This is a genomic window from Pseudothauera rhizosphaerae (assembly GCF_004801305.1).
Lineage (GTDB): Bacteria > Pseudomonadota > Gammaproteobacteria > Burkholderiales > Rhodocyclaceae > Pseudothauera > Pseudothauera rhizosphaerae.
In genome coordinates, this window is the sequence record NZ_SSOD01000010.1 from 54,129 (window position 1) to 73,980 (window position 19,852).

Below are 19,852 nucleotides of genomic sequence, written 5' to 3' on the forward strand. Positions count from 1 at the left end.
GTTCAGCGGCGGGCGACCGCCGGTGGCGCCACGCGGGCCACCGCGGTGTCCAGCGCTTCCTTGGCCGGCTTCACGTCCGCCCACACGGCGGCCAGTTCCTCGTCGAGGATGCGCCGCACCTTGTCGCTGCCGACCACCGCCGAAGCGGAGGACTGGGCGGTGGCGGGCTTGTTGGTGAGTTGAGCGACCGCCACCCGCACGTTTTCCAGGTCGGGGCCGAGCAAGTCGCTCTGGTAGGCCAGCAGCCCGGCACGGTTGAGGGGCAGGTAGCCGGCTTCCCGCTGCCAGGCGACCTGGTTCTCCGGCTGCAGCCAGAAGGCCACGAAACGGGCGGCGGCCTTGTATTCCGCCGCTTTCTTGCCCGCGGCGACCCACAGGGAGGCGCCATCGGCCAGCGTGTTCTGCGGTGCCCCCGCAAAATCTTCATAGAACGGCAGGCGCAGCACGCCCACGTCCAGCCCAGTCTGGCGGCGGAAGGCGACCCAACTCGCCGACGGTGCGGCGAGCACGGCGCACTCGCCATCGGCGAAGCGGCGCTCGGCTTCCGGGCCGCGGCCGAAGATGTGCAGGTAGCGCGCGCGGTACCAACTCGCCATCATCGCCACGTGCTTGATCTGCACCCAGCCGTTGAAGGCCGGCGCCTCCGTGCGCCCGCGCCTGGCGGTGACCGGCGCGTTGTGCCAGGCGCTGAGGTTTTCCACCATGACCCGGCCTGGTTCGGACACGGTGTAGGGGCAGGCATGGCCCTTGTCGAACAGCGTGCCCAGCGCGTGCTGCAGGTCCTGCCAGGTGTTGATCGGCGCCTCCGGGTCCAGCCCGGCGCGGCGGAAGGATTCCCGGTTCACGTACAGCACCGGGGTGGTCAGCCCCACCGGCAGCGCCAGCAGGCGCCCCTGGGCATCCACCGGCTTGCGCGTCATGGTCACCGGCGGACGCAGGGTCTGCAGCGGTACGCCGGCCGTACGCATCAGCTCGTACAGCGCCCGGTAGCGCGCCTTGCCGGCGAGGAAGCGCTCTTCCTCTTCACCGTCCAGAATCATCAGGTGCGGCAGCGCGCCCTGCTGCCAGTCGCGCCGCGTCAGCGTCAGGTGGTAATCCTTGCTCTGGGCGTTGAAGCGGTCCACCAGGGACTGCAGGGCTTCCGTCCTGACCAGATCGAAGCGGTGCGCGAGTTCGATTTCCTTCACGCCCTTGGCGCCTTCGGCCGCGGGCTGGGCCAAACCGGCCACGGGCAGCATCAGCGCCAGCACCGCACCCATCCACCCCTGCCGCCACGTTGTCGTTTTCATGTCTGTCGTCACCCGAAGAAAAAGCGGTCGATCGAAGAAGACCGATTCAAGATTTCCCAAACACGGACGTAATTCTTGTTGTACCCCGCCCCGGCAACTGTAAGAAATTATGTCCTCCGCTGCCAGACGTTCCCTCCTCCTGCTCCTCGCGCCCCTGCTGCTCGGCTGCGACCGGCTGGCCGACCTGCTGGAACTCCCCGACCCGCAGAAGGAGGCGCTGGTCGCCGACGCCGAAGGCCGCGCCATCGGCAGTGCCTGCCGGCACGCCGGGCGTTCGCTGGAAGACTGCTACGTGCTCAATCCCAAGGCGCAGAAGGCGGCCGTGTTCGCCGGCTGGCGCGAGATGAACGACTACATGATGGAGCACAAGCTGCAGGACGTTCCCTCGCAACTGGTGCCGCAACCGGCGAAGACCTCTCCGGCGGACGAGGGCGAGGACGCGCCGGCCATCGTGCCCGGCATGCCCTTCACCCCGATCAAGCCGTCGGCAAGCTGATCCGTACTCGCCCGCCCTGCCCTCACGGCGCGGGGTTGGTGAAGCGCAGGTGGATGGCGTCGATCCGTTCCAACAGTTCGGCATCCGGGCTCACGCGCCAGGCGGCGAGGTTTTCCTGCAACTGGGCCATGGTGGTCGCGCCGATGATGGTGCTGGTGACATAGCCCCGGTGATAGATCCAGCCCAGCGCGAGCGCGGCCGGCGTCAGGCCCCGGCTGCGCGCCAGTTCCGCATACGCCGCCACCGCCGGCTGCACGTTCGCCTTGGTGTAGCGCTGGCCGAAGTTCTCGAACTCGGTCAGCCGCCCCGGCGCCTGGGGATCGGCCAGGTACTTGCCAGTGAGATGGCCGAAAGCCAGCGGCGAATAGGCCAGCAGGCCCACGCGCTCGCGATGGCAAATCTCGGCCAGGCCATATTCGAAGCTGCGGTTCAGCAGATTGCAGGCGTTCTGGAGCGACACCACCCGCGGCAGGCCGAACTCTTCGGCGAGGCGGACGAACTGCATCACGCCCCAAGGGTGTTCGTTCGACAGCCCGATGCGGCGCACCTTGCCCTCCTCCACCAGTTCCGCCAGCGCTTCGAGCTGGGCGCGGATCGGCGTGCACTCGCGCTCCTTGCCCGGGTCGTACTGCCACTGGCCGAACATGGGCTGGTTGCGCTCCGGCCAGTGCAGTTGATAGAGGTCGATGTAGTCGGTCTTCAGCCGGCGCAGGCTGCCTTCCACCGCCGCGCGGAGGTTGGCCCGGTCCAGCGCCGGCGGGCCGCCGCGTATCCATTCCAGGTTGCGCGCGGGTCCCGCCACCTTGGTCGCCAGCACGATGCGTTCCCGCGCCTGGCGCGCCAGCCAGTTACCGACGATGGCTTCGCTGGCGCCGTAGGTCTCGGCCCGCGCCGGCACCGCGTACAGTTCGGCGGTGTCGATGAAGTTGATGCCGTGCTCGACCGCGTGATCGAGCTGGCTGTGGGCTTCGGCCTCGGTGTTCTGCTGCCCGAAGGTCATCGTTCCGAGGCAGACGGCCGACACCTTCGGCCCGCCCTCGCCCAGCACCCGGTATTCCATTGCGTTCTCCTGTATGGGATCGGGCTTTGCGCCCCCGGCCACGGGGCTTATCATCCCCCGCCTTCGCCCCGATGATACGACAGCCCCCCAACAGGACCGCCATGCCCGACTTCCAACAACCTCCCGGCCTGATGGTCAGCGGCCTGCTGGGTTTCTGCCGTGCCGGCTTCGAAAAGGAGCTGGCCGCGGAACTGGACGAACTCGCTGCCGAAGCGGGCCTGATCGGCCACGTGCGCGCCAAGCCCGACAGCGGCCTGGTGGTCTACGAGACCTACGAGCCGCTCCCGGCCCCGGTCTTCGAGGGGCTCGCCGACTGGCGCGTGCCCGTGTTCGTGCGCCAGTTGATGCTGTGGTTCGCCCGCGTCGCAGACCTGCCCGAGCGCGACCGGGCCACGCCGCTGCGGGACGCGGTCAAGGCCACCGGCCAGCGCTTCGGCGCCCTGGTACTGGAGACCCCGGACACCGACGAAGCCAAGCAGCGCTCCGGCTTCTGCCGCCGCTTCGCCGAACCGCTCGCCAACGTACTGAAACAGGCCAGCGCGCTGCGCCCCAGCAAGGTCGGGCTGCCCGTGCTGCACGTCGTGTTCGAGGATGCCCAGACCGCCTGGCTGGCCTCGGCGCTGGCCGAGGAAAGTTCGCCCTGGCCCATGGGCATCCCGCGCCTGCGCATGCCGGGCGGCGCCCCCAGCCGCTCCACGCTGAAGCTGGCCGAAGCCTTCATGACCCTGCTCTCCGAAGAGGAGCGCACCGTCACGCTGCGCGCCGGCCTGCGCGCCGTGGACCTGGGCGCCGCGCCCGGCGGCTGGACCTGGCAGCTCGCCAACCGGGGCATGCACGTCACCGCGGTGGACAATGGCCCCATCGCCGAATCCGTGCTGGCGACCGGCATGGTCGAACACCTGCGTGTGGACGGCTTCACCTGGCGCCCGCCGCGCTCCGTGGAATGGCTGGTGTGCGACATGGTGGAGCAGCCCTCCCGCATCGCCGCGCTGGTGGCGGACTGGATCGCCACCGGGCGCTGCAGGCGCAGCATCTTCAACCTCAAGCTGCCCATGAAGCGCCGCCTGGATGCGGTGGCCCAGTGCCGCGCGCTGATCGCCAAGCGCCTGGCCAGCGTCGGCCCCTTCGACCTGCGCATCAAGCACCTGTACCACGACCGCGACGAAGTCACCGCCTATCTGGCGCTGCACCGGTAAGGCGACCCGGCCTCACGGATTCGGCAGATGCGGGCGCACCGCGTCGGCGATGGCGCTCGGCGCCTCGTTGAAGGCGAAGTGCGTGCGGTAGCGGCCGTCGGTGCCGAGCAGGTAGACGAAGCTGGAGTGGTCCACCCGGTAGTCCGTTGCCAGGCCGTGGGCGGCATGGGCCTCATGGCCGCCGTGCGCGCCGTGATCGTGGGCATTGTGGCCGGCATGGGCGCTGGCTGGCGGCTCGCTGTAGTACGCCTTGTAGGCGGCGGCCACGGCGGCGATGCGCTCCGGGCTGCCGGTCAGGCCGACGATGCGCGGATCGAAGTGGGACAGGTAGGCCTTGATCACCTCCGGCGTGTCCCGGGCGGGGTCCACGGTAATCAGCACCGGCACCACCTGGTCGGCCCTGTCGCCGAGCAGTTGCAGGGCCTGGGTGAGGTTGGCGACGGTGATCGGGCACACGTCCGGGCAGTGGGTGAAGCCGAAGAAGACCAGCGCCACCTTGCCCCGCAGGTCGCTGTCGCGCACGGTGCGGCCGTTCTGGTCGGTGAGTTCGAAGTGGCCGCCGATGGCCGGGGCGGCGGCGGGCAGGGCCGGACCTCCGTGGGCGACGGCCTGCGGGGGGACGGCCAGGGCGGCCAGGAGGACGGCGAGCGCCAGGGCCGGCCGGATGGTTTTCTCGTGCATGGTGTGCTCCGTGGATCGGGATGGATGAACGACCGCGTCAGTGGCAGATGCCGAAGGTCACCGCCATCAGCGCGGCGCGCGGCGGTGCGTCGAGGACGATGTACTTGGCCAGGCGGCGCCCTTCCGCGTCGATGACCGCCAGACTGTGCCCGTCGGCGACCGGCAGATAGAACTTGCGTCCGTCCGGCGTCACGGTGCCTCGCCCGCCGACGCCGGAAAGCGGGATGTCGGCGCCGCGTACGGCGTGCTCCTGGTCGAAGACCAGCACCGCGGGCCCCTCCGCGCTGGCGACGAAGGCGACGGTGTCGAACCAGGCCGAATACACGTGCCCCAGGCCGGCGGCCGCGGGCAGCACGGCCTCGGTCCGCAGCGTGAGCGGGGAAACGATGGAAATCCGCCGCCGGGCGCTGTCGGGCAGGAAGAGCCGGGTGCCGGTGGCATTGGTGTAGGCCCGTGCCACGCCCTCCCCGGCCGCGAGGGCGCCCGGGCCGGCGGTACCGGCGGAAGGGTCGAGCGCGACGGAATGGATGGTGCCGTCCGCCGTGCGGGCATACAGGTGGCGCCCGCTGGCGCTCGAGTCCAGCCGCAGGACCGCACCCGCCGGGCCGATGCGTCCGAGGGCCCGGCCCGTGCCGGTATCGAAGCGTTCGATACCTTCCGCATCCGCAATGTGCAGGACCTGCCCGCTTCGGTCGAACAGCAGGTCGTGCAGTTGCGGGTGATGCCGGGTCGGCCCGAGGGGGACGGCGAAGAGCAGATCGACCAGCGCGAACACGCCCTCCTCCGGCGCGATGGCCACAGCCTTCAGGCCGTTGGGGCTGACGACGATGCGCTGCGGGACGAAATCCAGTGCGACGCTGGCGAGCCGGCCGCCGGTCAGCTCGACGAGGTTCACGCGCGGGCTCCGCCCGTCGATGGCGACCAGCTTGGCCAGATCGCCCGAGCCTTCCAGTTGCAGCGGCACCAGGCCGACATCCAGCGTCCCGGCGATGCGGTCGTCGCGCGTGTCGATGACGGTGACGAGGCTGCCGGCCGGATGGCTGACGAACAGGTAGCGCAGCACGTCGCCGAAGTTGCCGGCATGGGCCGGCAGGGCGGCGAACAGAGCCAGGCCGAAGGCACAGCGCCGGATCAGGCGGAAGACGGACGACATGGAAGGAGGAATCCCCACGACGAAACGGCGCGGCGGCGCAAGACCGCTGCGCCGCCGCGAAGGGGCCGCCGCTTACTGCTTGGCGACGTAGTAGGGGTTGAAGCGGTTGGTGTAGACCTCGCTGGCCTTCTGCGAGCCGGCCTTGAGCTGGCCGATGCCCACCAGGTAGTCGATCCACCACTGCACCGGGCCGTCCTGGATCAGGCCGTTCTCGTAGTAGCTCCAGCTCCCCGAGTATTGGGGATCGAGGCCGCGTGCCTTGGCGAAGATCTTGCCGGCTTCGTCGTGGTTCTGGTTGACCCAGTTGGAGGCGCGCACCAGCACTTTGACGAACTTCTTCACCGCCTCCGGGTTTTCCTTGATGAAGTCGTCGTGGGTGAAGTACGGCAGCATGCCCGGCTCGCCCTTGTCCACCGCGTAGTCGCTGAACACCTCGGTGGCGGTGCCGGTGATGACGGCCTTCTCATGGAAGGGCGAATGCAGCACGCCCACGTCGATCAGGCCCTGGGTCAGCGCCTGCTCCATGTTGGGGTCGGGCAGCACGACGAACTCCACGCTGCCGTCCAGGCCGTTGCGGCTCAGGTATTCCTTGAGCACGTATTCCGAGCACGCGCCGAAGCTGTTGATGCCGATCTTCTTGCCCTTGAAGTCCTGGATCGACTTGATGGGGCTGCCGGTCTTGACCAGGTACTTCATGTGCGGGCGCTCGGGCGTGGTCTGGGCGCCGGCGGCGATCAGGGTCAGCTTGGCCCCGCCCTGGCGCGCGGTGAGCACCAGCGGCGTCATGCGGTTGGTGATGTCCACCTTGCGCGAGGCCACCGCGGGCACGAGCTGGGCGGCCGGCACTTCGCCCACCCAGTCGATCTTCAGCCCTTCCTCCGCGAACCAGCCCTTCGCATCGGCGATGTAGACCGGGTCGAACCACTGCACGTTGGCGTACTTGATCGGGAACAGCTCCTTCTTGGCGTCGGCGGCTTGGGCCGGCGCGGCCAGCACGGCGAAAGCCAGGCCGGCGGCGGACAGCAGGGTGGTGAGTCTCATGGTGGTATCGCTCCTTTGATGAAACGTGTGGGTCTTGCGGGTATGGGTGTCGGATCAGCGCCCCGCGGCTGCCGTACGCCACGAGGTCAGGTTGTGCTCCAGCCAGAGCAGGAACTTGTTCAGCACCAGGCCGAAGACGGCCAGGGCGACGATGGCCGCGTACATTTCGGGAATGCGGAAGATCTCCTGCGAGTGCAGCACCAGGAAGCCGAGGCCGGCGTTGGCGCCGATCATCTCGGCCGCCACCAGCACCATGAAGGCGTAGGCCGCGCCGGTGCGGATGCCGGTGAAGATCGCCGGCAGGGCCGCCGGCAGCGTGACCTTGCGGAACAGCACCAGGCCCTTGGCGCCCATGGAGCGGGCCGAGCGTACCAGCACCGGGTCCACGTCGGTGACGCCGGCGGTGGCGTTGAGCAGGATGGGCCACACCGAGGCCCAGAAGATGATCATGACCTTGGACAGCTCACCGATGCCGAAGAACAGGATGAACACCGGGAACAGCGCGATGGCCGACACCTGCCGGCTGGCCTGCAGCGGACCGTCGAAGGCGCCGGCGAACAGGTGCGAGGTGCCGATGAGGATGCCCAGCGGCACGCCGATCAGGATGGACATGCCCAGGCCCAGCGCGGTGCGCTGCAGGCTGATGGACACGTGGCGGACGATCTCGCCCGACGTGACCCAGTGCCACAGGGCGTCCACCACGCTGGAAAAGGGCGGCAGGAAGGTCGGATCGGCCAGCCCGGCGCGGGGTGCGATCTCCCACGCGCCGAGGATCAGCACGGCGACCGAAGCGCGCAGCAGCAGCGTGCGTATCATCAGCCGGCCCTCCGCGAGAAGGCGCCGGCGAGCGTGGACAGCACGCCGGGACTGCGCCGCGGCACCGCCTGCACCGGGCTCTCCAGGCCGTAGCTGCTGGCCTTGTTGACCTCGTCGGCGAGCAGTTCCCACAGGCGATGGCGCACGGCGGCGAATTCCGCGCTGGAGCGCACGTCGTGCTCGTAGCGCGGCGCCGGCAGGTCGATGTCCACCACCGCCTTCAGGCGCCCCGGCCGGGCGCTGATGACGGCCACGCGCTGGGACAGGAAGACCGCCTCGTCCAGGCTGTGGGTGACGAAGACGATGGTCTTGCCGGTGCGCTCCCAGATGCGCAGCAGTTCGCCCTGCAGTATCTCGCGCGTCTGCGCGTCGAGTGCGGCGAAGGGTTCGTCCATCAGCAGCACCTCGGGATCGTAGGCCAGCGCGCGGGCGATCGCCACGCGCTGCTTCATGCCGCCCGAGAGCTGGGCCGGATAGCGGTCCTCGAAACCCCGCAGGCCCACCGCGGCGATGTGGCGGCGGGCGACGTCCTCCCGCTCGGCGGCGGCGACGTGCTTGATTTCCAGGCCGAAGGCGACGTTGTCCAGCACGGTCCGCCACGGGAACAGGGCGTAATCCTGGAACACCACGCCGCGGTCCAGCCCCGGGCCGTCCACCTTGCGGCCATGCACGACGACGTCGCCCTCGGCTTCGGCCAGGCCGGCGATGACGTGCAGCAGCGTGGACTTGCCGCAGCCGCTCGGCCCCAGGATGGACAGGAACTCGCCCCTGGCGACCTTCAGGTCGATGCCGTCGAGCGCGAGCAGGGGTTCCGAGCCGGCATGGGGACGGTAACGCTTGCTGAGCGCGGAAATGGCAATCGAATACTCGTTTGCGCCTTCGGCGGGATGGTTCATATCCTTGATTTGATTATCAAAATAAATGAAATAGGGGTTCGCGCACAGATTCCGTCAATAGAGCAGAAGCCGTGCCAGGGGCGATGTGCCGGCGAATAGGCCGAACGGCATAGTCCGGCCACCTTTCGCTGTTGGTGCAGCAGCACGCTGCTGGTCGACTGCTGCCTGAGCAGCAGCCCTACTTCAGCGCGGCGATCGCACCCATGCGGATCAGCCGCGCGCGCATCACGTTGCGGCTGATGCCCAGCAGACGGGCGGCCTGCACCTGGTTGCGTTCGCTGTACTCGAAGGCGGCGCGGACGATCACGTCTTCCAGGTGCTCGTACAGTCCTTCGCGGTTCTGCTCGAAGTAGGCCGCCAGCGCGGCTTCCAGGCGGGCGCGCGGATCGCCGGCGGCGGCCTCGCCACCGCGCGGCGCGCCCTGCAGCGCGGACAGGTGCAGGTCCTCGGGGCGGATCGTGCCGTCGCGGCAGATCAGCAGGGCGTGGTGGATGACGTTTTCCAGCTCGCGGATGTTGCCCGGCCAGGAATGGGCGAGCAGCTTGGCTTCGGCCTCCGCGTTCAGGGCTATGGCGCCGTAGCCCAGGCGCTGGCGGTATTCGGCGGCGAAGTAGCGCGCCAGCGGCAGGATGTCGCCGGGGCGCCCGCGCAGGGCCGGCAGGTCCAGGGAGACCACGTGCAGGCGGTAATAGAGGTCCTCGCGGAAATGCCCGGCCGCCACAGCTTCTTCCAGGCGCACGTTGGTGGCGGCGATGACCCGCACGTCGATGGGCACCGTGCGCCGCGAGCCCAGGCGCACCACTTCGCGCTCCTGCAGCACGCGCAGCAGCTTCACCTGGATGGACAGCGGCAGGTCGCCGATCTCGTCCAGGAACAGGGTGCCGCCGCTGGCCGCCTCGAACCAGCCGGCCTTGGCGGTGAAGGCGCCGCTGAAGGCCCCCTTCTCGTGGCCGAACAGCTCGCTCTCCACCAGGGTTTCCGGGAAGGCGCCGCAGTTGACGGCGATGAAGGGGCCTCCGGCGCGGTGGCTCAAGGCGTGGACGTGGCGCGCCACCAGTTCCTTACCCGTGCCGGTCTCGCCCATGACCAGCACACTGGCCTCGCTGGGCGCGATCAGGCGGATGCGGGCGAGCAGCTCCATCGAGCGCGGGTCCTCGAAGACCTGCGCCGTGGCGCGGATGGAGGTCGCCAGCGCCTGCGGGTTGGGCAGCGTCCACAGGCGCCCGTCCTGCAGCGCGGGGACGGTCGCCGGGCGGGAGGCGTCGGAGCCGGGCATGGCGGCGCTCACGAGTAGAAGCTCGGCTCGGGATAGTGCCCGGCCAGCGCCCATTCGCCCAGTTCGCGGATCTTGTAGTCGAGGGGATCGTGCAGCGAATGGGTGCGCAGGTTGCGCCAGTAGCGGTCCAGCGCCAGGGCGGAATGGGTGGCGCGCGCCCCGGCCACCTCGAACATGCGCGTGCAGATGTCCAGCCCGCCGCGGCCGGCGACGGTCTTGGAGGCGGCAATGGCCAGGGCCAGGTCGCCGCGCTCCTCGTGGGTCAAGGCCTCGCCCCTGCCCCAGGCGGCGTCCAGCCCGTCGGCGGCGCGCTCGAACAGGGCGCGGGCGCTTTCCAGCGTGAGCCAGAATTCGCCGTAGTGCTGCAGCACGTAGGGGTCGCGCTCGACGCGCTCGACCCCGGCGCGGAACCAGGGATGCGCCTCGGTCAGCGTGTAGCGCCGCGCCTCCTCGAAGGCCCCTTCGGCGATGCCCAGGTAGATGGCGTTCAGGCACAACTGGCCGATCAGCGAGCGCAGGCAGGCGAAGGGCGTGGACAGCGGCCCCGGGTCGGCGAGGATCTCGTCGTCCTCCACGCGCACCTTCTCGAAGGCCACGCTGCCGCTGTCGGTCTGGCGCTGGCCGATGTTGTCCCAGTCCTGCAGCGTCTTCACCCCGCTCCTCTGGGTGGGCAGCGCGGCGACTACGACGGTGGCCGTATTGCGGCGGCGCGCGGAGACGATGAGCATCTCCGAGTCGAGGGCGCCGGAGCAGAAGCTCTTGATGCCGGAGAACTCGTGCCAGCCGTCCCGGGGCGTGGCCACCAGGCGCTCGTCGAGGGGATTGAGGGCGTTGCCCCAGAACCAGTTGCGCTGCGCCGTGTGTTCGAACCAGGGTTCCCACTGGGCGGGGCGGGAGAACAGGCGCACGGTGGCCAGCATCAGGTGCTGGAAGGCGAACAGGTGGGCGATGGAGCTGTCCGCCCGCGCCAGCACGCGCACCGCCTCCAGCGTCTCGCGCCAGGACGCGCCATGGCCGCCGTAGGCGCGCGGGATGCTCATCCGCAGCAGGCCGCTGTCGCGCAGGGCGTCGCGCTCGGCCTTGGGCGTGCCGCCCAGGCGGTCGCGTTCGACCGCGTTCTCGGCGAAGCGCAGCGCCAGCGCGCGGGCGGTGGACAGGGCATCGAAGGACGTGCCGCCGGCCTCGCCGGCGGGGAGCTCGGGTTCTCGCGGCAGCGTCCGGATGCTCAACGGCGGCTCCTCCCCTTGCGTCCGGCCTCAGCCGCCGGCGTTAACCTGCAGGCTCAGCCGCGGCGGCGTGGACAGGGTCTGGAAGACCACGCAGTAGCGTTCGGTGAGCTTCACCAACTGGTCGATGCGCTCCTGGGTTTCGGCCGTCTGCAGCTCGAAGCGCAGGCGGATCTCGCGGAAACCCACCGGCGCCTCCTTGCCCACCCCCAGCGTGCCGCGGAAATCCAGGTCGCCCTCGGCCGACACCCTGCCGCCGGCCAGTTCGAAGCCGATGGCGGTGGCCACCGCCTTCAGCGTCACGCCGGCGCAGGCCACCAGGGCGTCCAGCAGCATGTTGCCGGAGCAGGCGAAGGCGCCCGTGCCGCCGGTGGCCGGGTGCAGGCCGGCCTCCACCAGCGCGCGCCCGGTGTCCACGCGGCACACCACGTCGGCGGCATCCAGTTCGCCGGCCGCCCTCAGGGTGATCAGCGCGGCCTGCGGCTCGGTCTTGTACTTGTCCTTCAGGGGCGCCTGCAACTGGCGCAATTCATCGGCGTTCATGGAGTCTCCCTTGCATTGCTGCCGGCCAGTTCCTGCCGCCGGCGATGGACGATGTCGTCCACCACCCCCGGTTCGGCCACCGTGGAGGTGTCGCCGAAATCCTGGAAGTCGTTGGCCGCCACCTTGGTCAGGATGCGGCGCAGAATCTTGCCGGCGCGGTTCTTGGGCAGGGCCGGCGCCCACTGGACGATGTCCGGGCTGGCGATGGGGCCGATGCGCTCGCGCACCCAGGCGACGATCTCGCGCCGCAGTTCGTCCGACTCGGCGAAGCCTTCCTTCAGCGTGACGTAGGCGAACACGCCGTGCCCCTTCACCTCGTGGGGATAGCCCACTACGGCCGATTCCGCCACCGCCGGGTGCGACGAGATCGCGCTTTCCAGTTCCACCGTGCCCAGACGGTGGCCCGAGACGTTGATGACGTCGTCCACGCGGCCGCTGATGCGGTAGTAGCCGTCCCCGTCGCGCCTGACTCCGTCGCCAGTGAAGAAGTAGCCGGGATAGGGGGCGAAATAGGTGCGCACGAAGCGCTCGTGGTCGTGCAGGATGGTGCGCGCCTGGCCCGGCCAGGAGCCGGCGAAGCACATGTTGCCCTCGCCCGGACCGTCCAGCACCTGGCCCTGGGCGTCGACCACGGCCGGGCGGATGCCGAAGTACGGCTTGGCCGCCATGCCGGGCTTGTTGGGGATCGCGCCGGGGATGGGCACCAGCAGCACGGCGCCGGTCTCGGTCTGCCAGTAGGTGTCCACGATGGGGCAGCGCCCGCCGCCGATCACCGCGTGGTACCAGCGCCAGGCTTCCGGGTTGATGGGTTCGCCCACCGAGCCCAGCACGCGCAGCGAGGACAGATCGTGTTTGGCCACCGGCCCTTCGCCTTCGCGCATCAGCGCGCGCAGCGCGGTGGGCGCGGTGTAGAAGATGCTGACCCGGTGGCGCTCGATGATGGACCACCAGCGCGACGAGTCCGGCCAGGTGGGCACGCCCTCGAACAGCACGCTGGTGGCCCCGTTGAGCAGCGGGCCGTAGATCTTGTAGGTATGCGCGGTGACCCAGCCCACGTCGGCGGTGCACCAGAACACGTCGCCCTCGTGCCAGTCGAAGATGATCCGCCACGAGGTGCCGGCATGCACCAGATAGCCGCCGGTGGTGTGTACCAGGCCCTTGGGCTTGCCGGTGGAGCCCGAGGTGTAGAGGATGAAGAGCGGGTCCTCGGCGCCCACCTCCACCGGCTCGCACCACGGCTCGGCGGCGGCCACGGCCTCGTCGTACCACAGGTCGCGCCCGGGCGAGAACGGCACCTCGGCGCCCGTGCGGCGCACCACCACCACGTGGCGGATGCTGGGCTGGGTGGCCACGGCCCGGTCGGCGTTGTGCTTGAGGGGCACCACGCGGCCGCCGCGCAGCCCCTCGTCGGCGGTGATCAGCACCTTGGCGCCGGCGTCCGCGATGCGGTTTTCCAGCGACTCCGAGGAAAAGCCGGAGAACACCACGGAATGGACGGCGCCGATGCGCACGCAGGCCATCATGGCGACGAAGACCTCCGGGATCACCGGCAGGTAGATGGTCACCACGTCGCCCTTGCCCACGCCCAGGCCCTTCAGCACGTTGGCGAGGCGATTGACCCTGTCGGCCAGTTCGCCCCAGCTCACCGTGCGCGACTCGCCGGCGCGGTCCCCTTCCCACAGGATGGCCGGCTGCGCGGCCTTGGCCGGCAGGTGGCGGTCCACGCAATTGACCGAGGCGTTCAGCGTGCCGTCGGCGAACCACCTGATGCGCAGATCGTCCGGGTCGAAGCGGGTGTCGCTCACCTGCGTGAACGGCTGCAGCCAGTCGATGAAGGCGGCCTGCCCGCGCCAGAAGGCGTCGGGATCGTCGATGGAACTGCGGTACAGCCGCTCGTAGGCGGCCGCGTCCACATGGGCCCTGGCGGCGAAGCCGGGCGGAACCGGATATATTTCGGGAGCGTTCATCTTTCGTCGCGGGGTCGGCCTGATGGGGCCCGTCGGGTCGGGCGGCCGAAAACAGCGCAGCATTGTGCGAGGCCCCGCGGGACGCGCCAACGAATCAATCCTGCGAAGGATATATGCCGGCCTGCGCATGCCCCGTCCCGGCGCCGGTCACCGGCTTGCCATGACGCCGGGTGTATAATGCCGCCTTTCCAACGCGTCCGGCCCCGACGGGCCCCGGAACCAGAAAGGCGCCCATGAGCTTCGCCGACCTCGGCCTCATCCCCGAACTGCTGAACGCCGTAGCCGACGCCGGCTACACCGAACCCACCCCCATCCAGCGCCAGGCCATCCCCATCGTCATCGCCGGACACGACGTCATGGGCGGTGCGCAGACCGGCACCGGCAAGACCGCCGGCTTCACGCTGCCACTCCTGCAACGCCTGGCTCGCCACGCCAACACCAGCACCTCGCCGGCGCGCCACCAGACCCGCGCGCTGATCCTCGCCCCCACCCGCGAGCTGGCGATGCAGGTGTACGAATCGGTCAAGACCTATTCCAGGCACCTGCCCCTGCGCGCCACCTGCATCTATGGTGGGGTGGACATGAACGCGCAGATCCAGGAACTGCGCCGCGGCATCGAGATCGTCATTGCCACGCCGGGGCGGTTGCTGGACCACGTGCAGCAGAAGACCATCAACCTGACCCAGGTCGAAATGCTGGTGCTGGACGAAGCCGACCGCATGCTGGACATGGGCTTCATCCCCGACATCCGCCGCATCCTTTCTCTGCTGCCGGCCAACCGCCAGAGCCTGCTGTTCTCCGCCACCTTCTCGGAGGAGATCAAGAAACTCGCCGACCAGATGCTGAAGAACCCGCAGATGGTCGAAGTGGCCCGCCGCAACATGGTGTCCGAGACCATCACCCACGTGGTGCACCCGGTCTCGTCCGGCATGAAGCGCAACCTGCTCGCCCACCTGCTGCGCCACCAGCCCGACACCCAGGCGCTGGTGTTCGTGGACACCAAGCTGGTGTGCGGCCGCCTCGCCCACTTCCTGGAGCGCCACGGCATCTCCGCCGATTCCATCCACGGCGACAAGAGCCAGCAGCAGCGCACCGAGACCCTGGAAGCCTTCAAGGCCGGCAAGCTGCGCGTGCTGGTGGCCACCGACGTGGCCGCGCGCGGGCTGGACATCGACGAACTGCCCTACGTGATCAACTTCGAACTGCCCCACACCGCCGAGGACTACGTGCACCGCATCGGCCGCACCGGCCGCGCCGGCCACAAGGGCAACGCGGTGTCGCTGGTGTGCGCCGAGGAAAAGCACTGGCTGTCCGAGATCGAGAAGCTGATCAAGTTGCAGATTCCCCAGGAAGTGGTGCCGGGCTTCGAACCGGAGCCGGAATTCTTCGAAGCCGGCAAGGGCGGCCGCGGCCGCCGCAGTGCGGCCGACAGGACCGACAGGGTCGAGAAGACCGAGGGCGCACGCGAGCGCGCCCCGCGTGCAACCCAGCCCGCGGCCGGCGGCAAGCGTCCGCCCCGCCCCACCATCGCACCGGACGGCTTCGATTTCAGCAAACCCTATGAGCCGGCCACGCCTGTACCGGTCGTGGACACCACAACCAGCATCGCCGCCAGGCCGGACGAACCGCCGCGCCGCGGGCAGCGTCCGGTGGCCTTCCTGCTCGGCGGCCTGGGACGGAAATAGGGGCCTTCTGCCCGGCTTATTCCGGTCTGGCGGCGGGATGGCTTCAAGTATCGTGGACCTCAGCCGTTAAGAGGTCCGAACGCTTGGAAATGCCGATCCCGATGAACCTGGCCCCTCGCCCCGAGGACGACCGCAACCCCGACGAGCCCTTCGTGCCCGACTTCTCCGAGGGCGCGGAGACCGGTTTGTACCTGGCCCTGCTCGAACTGCTCGACGAGGGCCTGATCATCACCGGCGACGAGGTCATCCTCGAAGTCAACAGCGCCGCGTGCCGGCTGCTCGGACGCGACTACCGCCAGCTCGCCGGCCAGCCGCTGGCCGACATCTTCCCGTCCGAGCGCGCCTTCCTCAACGCGCGCGCGCGGCTCTTCATCCAGGGCGAGATGCGCGGCTGCCTGCAGGTCGCCACCCCGACCGGCAACCGCAACCTCAAGTTCATCGCCGCCGCGCGCCTGCGCCCCGGCATCCATGCCCTGATCCTGAGCCCGGATCTGGCTGCCGAAGGCTACGCCGAGCCGGCCGCTGACGCCGCCCCGGGCGACACCCTGTGGCCGCGCCTGGCCGCTGCGCTGGAACAACCGGTGCTGGTGGTGGACGACCAGTTGCAGGTCGCCGCCGCCAACGCCGCCGCGCTGCGCACTTTAGGCGTGGAGCGCGGCGCGCTGGTCGGCCGCCCGATTGCCGACTGCATCCCGATCGAGTGGCCGGAGGACGGCGCCACGCCGCTGGCCACGCTGCACCCGGAAGGCGGCGCACCGCTCAGCGCACGCGTGCTGCCCGGCCCCAAACCCGACTGGCGCCTGCTGATCCTGCCGCCGGTGGCGGCCATCAGCGGCCTGCCCGCCGCGCCGGCGACACTGCCCGCAGACGCCCCGCCGCCCGCCTCGCGCCTGCTGCTGCCGGTGGACGTGTTCGACGCCACCAGCCAGGCCATCCTGGTCAGCGACGCGCAGAACCGCATCATCGCAGTCAACAAGGCCTTCACCACGATCACCGGCTACACGCTGGACGAGGTGCACGGCAAGAATCCCGCGGTGCTCAGTGCCGGACAGCGCGACAAGAGCTTCGTCGACGCCCTGTGGACCGGCCTGGCGCAGACCGGCCAGTGGCAGGGCGAAATCTGGAACCGGCGCAAGAACGGCGAAATCTACCCGGAGTGGCTCAGCATCACCGCGGTGCGCGATGCCCGCGGCAAGGTGCTGCACTACATCGGCATGTTCTCGGACCTCACCGCGAAGCGGCAGGCCGAGTCGCGCGCCGACTACATCGCCACCCACGACATCCTCACCGGCCTGCCCAACCGCCGCCTGTTCGAATGCCGCTTCACGGAAGCCGCCGAGCGCGCCCGCGCCTCGCACCGCAGCGTGGGGCTCATGCGCCTCGACCTGGACAACTTCAAGGCGGTCAATCGCGAGTACGGCGACAACACCGGCGACGCCTTCCTGCAGCAGATCGCCCGCCGCCTGCGGATGGCGACCCCGCGCGGCGCAACGGTGGCGCGCGAACGCAGCGACACCCTCCTCGTGCTGCTGCCCGACGTGGACCTGACCAGCGAGATCGGCCGCGCCGCCGAAGCGCTGCTGGCCAGCCTGGCGCAACCGTTCGAGGCCGAAGGCCGGCAGGTGAAGCTCGGCGCCAGCATCGGCATCGCCATCTTTCCCGAGCACGGCACGCAGTTCGACGCCCTCGTCCGCAACGCCAACGCCGCGCTCACCCATGCGCGCCAACTGGGCGGCAACAACCACCAGTACTACGCCGACGAGATGGGCGGCGGCACCCTCGAACACAGTGCCTTCGAACTCAACCTGCGCCATTCGGTGGAGCGCGAGCAACTGGAAGTGCATTTCCAGCCCCTCGTGGACGGCCGCGACGGCAGCCTGCGCGGCGGCGAGGCGCTGCTGCGCTGGCGCCACCCGGACCTCGGCCTGATCCCCTTCCGCCGCTTCCTGACCGCCGCGCGCGAAGGCGGCATGCTCGGCGAACTGGGCGACTGGGTGCTGCACGCCGCCTGCCGCCATGCCGCCGCCTGGCCGGCGCGCGGCGGACATCCGCCGCTGCTGACCATCAACGTGGCCATCGAGCAGATCATGCAGGGCAACCTGGCCGACCGCGTGCAGGACGCCTTGAAGGCCTCTGGCCTGCCGCCCGAACGCCTGGAACTGGACGTGGACGAGATCGTGCTCAAGGAAGAGCACAGCCGCATCCAGAGCGCGCTGGAAAAGCTCGCCGCGCTGGGCGTGCGGCTGGCGGTGGACGACTTCGGCCGCGGCGTGAGTTCCATCCCGCGCCTGAAGCGCTTCCCCCTGCGGGCGATCAAGCTCGACCCGGTGCTGGTGCGGGACGTGGGCGTGCGCGAGGAAGCCGAAGCGGTGGTCGAAGCCATCGCCGCGATGGCCGGTGCGCTCGGCCTGGAAGTGTTCGCCCGCGGCGTGGAAGGGGAAGCCCAGCAGGCCTTCCTGTGCGCGCTGGACTGCTACCTGCAGCAGGGGCCGCTGTTCGGCCGGCCGATGACGGCGGAGGAGTTCGCCGCCTATGTCGCGGGCGGCAAAGCGCCCTGAGGCACCTTGCCCGGTTGAACGCGTACTCCCTCCCCTTCAAGGGGAGGGCCGGGGTGGGGATGGGTTTTTCGCCATGCTGAACCGAAACCCATCCCCCTCCTAACCTCCCCCTTGAAGGGGGAGGAATACACCATCACCGTTCGAGCTGACCCGGGCGACCGTCAATAATCTACCAGCGTCCGGCAATCCTCAGCCCGCCCGGACAGGGCCGCGAAGCGCGCCAGGCGCTCGCGCACGAACTCGTCCGGCACCCGGCGGTCGGCGCAGAAATCCCGCACCTGCATGGCCAGCGCCACCAGTTCCAGGCGCCGCGTGGTGTCGGCCAGGGCGCCGAAGTCGTAGGCGCTGATATCGCGCCAGTCCTTGTCTTCCTCCGCGGCTGCCGCAGGCGGGGCGGCATCGCCCGGCGGCTGGGGTGCCGCGTCCTGCGCCTGCGCGGCCAGGGCGCAGAGCAGGAAGGGCAGGCAGAGAAGGCGGCGGATGGGTTTCATGTCCGGGATGCGGCAGGCGGCGGGTACATCGCCGTCTACGGCAGGCTGCGGACGGGACTTGAGCCGGGAGCGCGGCAGCGCGCCCCCGGCCCCGCGCTCACGCCTCCAGCGCCTTCACGTGGGTGATGACCTCGGCGATCGCCTGCTGCGCGCTGCCGTACAGCATGCGGCAGTTGTCCTTGTAGAACAGCGCGTTCTCGATGCCGGAGTAGCCCGCGCCCTTGCCGCGCTTCACGACGATGACGTTCTGCGCCTGGTCCACGTTGAGGATGGGCATGCCGTAGATGGGGCTGGACTTGTCGGTGCGCGCCACCGGGTTCACCACGTCGTTGGCACCGATCACCAGGGCCACGTCGGCCTGGGCGAAGTCCGCATTGATCTCCTCCAGGTCGAAGATCTTGTCGTAGGGCACGCCGGCTTCCGCGAGCAGCACGTTCATGTGCCCCGGCATGCGCCCGGCCACCGGGTGGATGGCGAAGGCCACCTCCACCCCGCCCTCTTCCAGCAACTGCGCCATCTCCCACACCTTGTGCTGGGCGCCGGCCACCGCCATGCCGTAGCCGGGCACGATGATGACCTTGGCGGCATAGCGCATCACCGAGGCCGCATCGAGGGCGGAGAACTCCTTCATCGTGCCCTCGATGGCCTCGCCCTCGCCGCCCGCGGCCGCGCCGGTGAGCGGAGTGAACAGCACGTTGGAGATGGGCCGGTTCATGGCCTTGGCCATCAACTGCGTCAGCAGCGTGCCCGAGGCCCCCACCACGATGCCGGCCACGATCAGCGCCGGATTGCCGAGCACGTAGCCTTCGAAGCCCACCGCCAGCCCGGTGAAGGCGTTCAGCAGCGAAATCACCACCGGCATGTCGGCGCCGCCGATGGGGCTGGTGAGGATCACCCCGAGGACGAGCGCGAGCACGAAGAACAGCACGATGGCCGCCCCCGCGGGCGCATCCGAGGCGATGATCAAGAGGCCCAGCAGCGCGGTGAGCGCCGCCAGCGCGATGTTGACCACGTTCTGCTGCGGCAGGCGGATGGGCTTCTTCATCAAGCCCTGCAGCTTGGCGAAGGCCACGCAGGAACCGGAGAAGGCCACCGAGCCGATCAGCGCGCCCAGCACCGCCAGCGTAGCCACCACCGTGCCGTGCACCTCGCCGCGGGCGAACTCCAGCGCCGCGATGGCCGCCGCCGCGCCGCCGCCCATGCCGTTGTAGATGGCGACCATCTGCGGCATGTCGGTCATCTTGACGACGCGCCCCGACCACCACGCCAGGGCCCCGCCCAGCACGATGGCGACGATCATCAGCCCGTAGTTCTGCATGCCCGGCGTCTGCAGCGTGACCAGGGTGGCGGCCACCATGGCCCAGCCGGCCCAGACGATGCCCTTGCGCGCGGTGACCGGCGAGCTCATGGCCTTGAGGCCGAGGATGAACACCACGGCCACGGCGAAATAGGAAACCTGGATGAATCCGCTGATCATG

At 69.7% G+C, this 19,852-nt stretch carries 17 protein-coding genes; 4 read left to right on the top strand and 13 right to left on the bottom strand.

The window, feature by feature from the left end:
• Positions 1-2 precede the first annotated feature (2 nt).
• A complete protein-coding gene (locus E6O51_RS13385) occupies positions 3-1,289 on the bottom strand; it encodes an extracellular solute-binding protein (RefSeq protein ID WP_408003413.1) in 1,287 nt (428 codons plus the stop codon).
• Positions 1,290-1,398: 109 nt separating this feature from the next.
• Between E6O51_RS13385 and E6O51_RS13390 the strand changes: the two genes are divergently transcribed.
• Entirely contained in the window at positions 1,399-1,785 is a 387-nt protein-coding gene (locus E6O51_RS13390; RefSeq protein ID WP_136385500.1) for a hypothetical protein, read from the top strand.
• Between the two features lie 22 nt (positions 1,786-1,807).
• On the opposite strand, the gene E6O51_RS13395 is transcribed toward E6O51_RS13390, so the two are convergent.
• Positions 1,808-2,845: an aldo/keto reductase gene (locus E6O51_RS13395; RefSeq protein WP_136385501.1), complete on the bottom strand. Its 1,038-nt coding sequence runs from the start codon at positions 2,843-2,845 to the stop codon at positions 1,808-1,810.
• Between the two features lie 101 nt (positions 2,846-2,946).
• Between E6O51_RS13395 and rlmM the strand changes: the two genes are divergently transcribed.
• Positions 2,947-4,041: a 23S rRNA (cytidine(2498)-2'-O)-methyltransferase RlmM gene (gene rlmM / locus E6O51_RS13400; protein ID WP_136385502.1), complete on the top strand. Its 1,095-nt coding sequence runs from the start codon at positions 2,947-2,949 to the stop codon at positions 4,039-4,041.
• A 12-nt stretch (positions 4,042-4,053) separates the two neighbouring features.
• On the opposite strand, the gene E6O51_RS13405 is transcribed toward rlmM, so the two are convergent.
• From E6O51_RS13405 to acs, 9 genes are all read right to left on the bottom strand, one after another.
• Positions 4,054-4,722 carry an SCO family protein gene (locus E6O51_RS13405; RefSeq protein WP_136385503.1) on the bottom strand — a complete coding sequence of 223 codons (669 nt, stop codon included), beginning with the start codon at positions 4,720-4,722 and terminating at the stop codon, positions 4,054-4,056.
• A gap of 37 nt (positions 4,723-4,759) precedes the next feature.
• The gene (locus tag E6O51_RS13410; protein WP_136385504.1) at positions 4,760-5,875 is read right to left on the bottom strand and encodes a YncE family protein; all 1,116 of its coding nucleotides are present in this window, start codon (positions 5,873-5,875) and stop codon (positions 4,760-4,762) included.
• A 72-nt stretch (positions 5,876-5,947) separates the two neighbouring features.
• Positions 5,948-6,916 (bottom strand): ABC transporter substrate-binding protein, encoded by a 969-nt coding sequence (locus tag E6O51_RS13415; protein WP_136385505.1) that lies wholly within the window; start codon positions 6,914-6,916, stop codon positions 5,948-5,950.
• A gap of 54 nt (positions 6,917-6,970) precedes the next feature.
• Positions 6,971-7,732 carry an ABC transporter permease gene (locus E6O51_RS13420; protein WP_136385506.1) on the bottom strand — a complete coding sequence of 254 codons (762 nt, stop codon included), beginning with the start codon at positions 7,730-7,732 and terminating at the stop codon, positions 6,971-6,973.
• Complete coding sequence (locus E6O51_RS13425) at positions 7,732-8,628, bottom strand: ABC transporter ATP-binding protein (protein ID WP_136385507.1); 897 nt, start codon at positions 8,626-8,628, stop codon at positions 7,732-7,734. The genes E6O51_RS13420 and E6O51_RS13425 overlap by 1 nt, the downstream gene beginning before the upstream one ends.
• 178 nt (positions 8,629-8,806) lie before the next feature.
• Complete coding sequence (locus E6O51_RS13430; RefSeq protein ID WP_330997916.1) at positions 8,807-9,916, bottom strand: sigma-54 interaction domain-containing protein; 1,110 nt, start codon at positions 9,914-9,916, stop codon at positions 8,807-8,809.
• Positions 9,913-11,133 (bottom strand): acyl-CoA dehydrogenase family protein, encoded by a 1,221-nt coding sequence (locus tag E6O51_RS13435; protein ID WP_230976791.1) that lies wholly within the window; start codon positions 11,131-11,133, stop codon positions 9,913-9,915. Before E6O51_RS13435 ends, E6O51_RS13430 begins: the two co-directional genes overlap by 4 nt.
• A gap of 27 nt (positions 11,134-11,160) precedes the next feature.
• Complete coding sequence (locus tag E6O51_RS22270) at positions 11,161-11,673, bottom strand: OsmC family protein (protein ID WP_136385509.1); 513 nt, start codon at positions 11,671-11,673, stop codon at positions 11,161-11,163.
• Positions 11,670-13,640, bottom strand: coding sequence for an acetate--CoA ligase (gene acs, locus E6O51_RS13445; RefSeq protein WP_136385510.1), 1,971 nt, complete (start codon positions 13,638-13,640; stop codon positions 11,670-11,672). The genes E6O51_RS22270 and acs overlap by 4 nt, the downstream gene beginning before the upstream one ends.
• Before the next feature lie 233 nt (positions 13,641-13,873).
• Between acs and E6O51_RS13450 the strand changes: the two genes are divergently transcribed.
• A complete protein-coding gene (locus E6O51_RS13450; protein ID WP_136385511.1) occupies positions 13,874-15,325 on the top strand; it encodes a DEAD/DEAH box helicase in 1,452 nt (483 codons plus the stop codon).
• Positions 15,326-15,426: 101 nt separating this feature from the next.
• A complete protein-coding gene (locus E6O51_RS22095; protein ID WP_230976792.1) occupies positions 15,427-17,883 on the top strand; it encodes a putative bifunctional diguanylate cyclase/phosphodiesterase in 2,457 nt (818 codons plus the stop codon).
• A gap of 161 nt (positions 17,884-18,044) precedes the next feature.
• Here E6O51_RS22095 and E6O51_RS13460 read toward each other — a convergent pair whose 3' ends face one another.
• Both E6O51_RS13460 and E6O51_RS13465 read right to left on the bottom strand, forming a co-directional pair.
• Positions 18,045-18,374, bottom strand: a complete 330-nt coding sequence (locus E6O51_RS13460) for a hypothetical protein (protein ID WP_136385513.1) — start codon at positions 18,372-18,374, stop codon at positions 18,045-18,047.
• A gap of 97 nt (positions 18,375-18,471) precedes the next feature.
• A complete protein-coding gene (locus E6O51_RS13465; RefSeq protein ID WP_136385514.1) occupies positions 18,472-19,851 on the bottom strand; it encodes an NAD(P)(+) transhydrogenase (Re/Si-specific) subunit beta in 1,380 nt (459 codons plus the stop codon).
• Between the last annotated feature and the right edge of the window lies 1 nt (position 19,852).

What these genes read in the sequence shown, in the direction of transcription:
- E6O51_RS13385 (WP_408003413.1), bottom strand. Translation starts at nt 1,289, where the DNA reads ATGAAAACGACAACGTGGCGGCAGGGGTGGATGGGTGCGGTGCTGGCG.
- E6O51_RS13390 (WP_136385500.1), top strand. Translation starts at nt 1,399, where the DNA reads ATGTCCTCCGCTGCCAGACGTTCCCTCCTCCTGCTCCTCGCGCCCCTG.
- E6O51_RS13395 (WP_136385501.1), bottom strand. Translation starts at nt 2,845, where the DNA reads ATGGAATACCGGGTGCTGGGCGAGGGCGGGCCGAAGGTGTCGGCCGTC.
- rlmM (WP_136385502.1), top strand. Translation starts at nt 2,947, where the DNA reads ATGCCCGACTTCCAACAACCTCCCGGCCTGATGGTCAGCGGCCTGCTG.
- E6O51_RS13405 (WP_136385503.1), bottom strand. Translation starts at nt 4,722, where the DNA reads ATGCACGAGAAAACCATCCGGCCGGCCCTGGCGCTCGCCGTCCTCCTG.
- E6O51_RS13410 (WP_136385504.1), bottom strand. Translation starts at nt 5,875, where the DNA reads ATGTCGTCCGTCTTCCGCCTGATCCGGCGCTGTGCCTTCGGCCTGGCT.
- E6O51_RS13415 (WP_136385505.1), bottom strand. Translation starts at nt 6,916, where the DNA reads ATGAGACTCACCACCCTGCTGTCCGCCGCCGGCCTGGCTTTCGCCGTG.
- E6O51_RS13420 (WP_136385506.1), bottom strand. Translation starts at nt 7,732, where the DNA reads ATGATACGCACGCTGCTGCTGCGCGCTTCGGTCGCCGTGCTGATCCTC.
- E6O51_RS13425 (WP_136385507.1), bottom strand. Translation starts at nt 8,628, where the DNA reads ATGAACCATCCCGCCGAAGGCGCAAACGAGTATTCGATTGCCATTTCC.
- E6O51_RS22270 (WP_136385509.1), bottom strand. Translation starts at nt 11,673, where the DNA reads ATGAACGCCGATGAATTGCGCCAGTTGCAGGCGCCCCTGAAGGACAAG.
- acs (WP_136385510.1), bottom strand. Translation starts at nt 13,640, where the DNA reads ATGAACGCTCCCGAAATATATCCGGTTCCGCCCGGCTTCGCCGCCAGG.
- E6O51_RS13450 (WP_136385511.1), top strand. Translation starts at nt 13,874, where the DNA reads ATGAGCTTCGCCGACCTCGGCCTCATCCCCGAACTGCTGAACGCCGTA.
- E6O51_RS22095 (WP_230976792.1), top strand. Translation starts at nt 15,427, where the DNA reads ATGAACCTGGCCCCTCGCCCCGAGGACGACCGCAACCCCGACGAGCCC.
- E6O51_RS13460 (WP_136385513.1), bottom strand. Translation starts at nt 18,374, where the DNA reads ATGAAACCCATCCGCCGCCTTCTCTGCCTGCCCTTCCTGCTCTGCGCC.
- E6O51_RS13465 (WP_136385514.1), bottom strand. Translation starts at nt 19,851, where the DNA reads ATGATCAGCGGATTCATCCAGGTTTCCTATTTCGCCGTGGCCGTGGTG.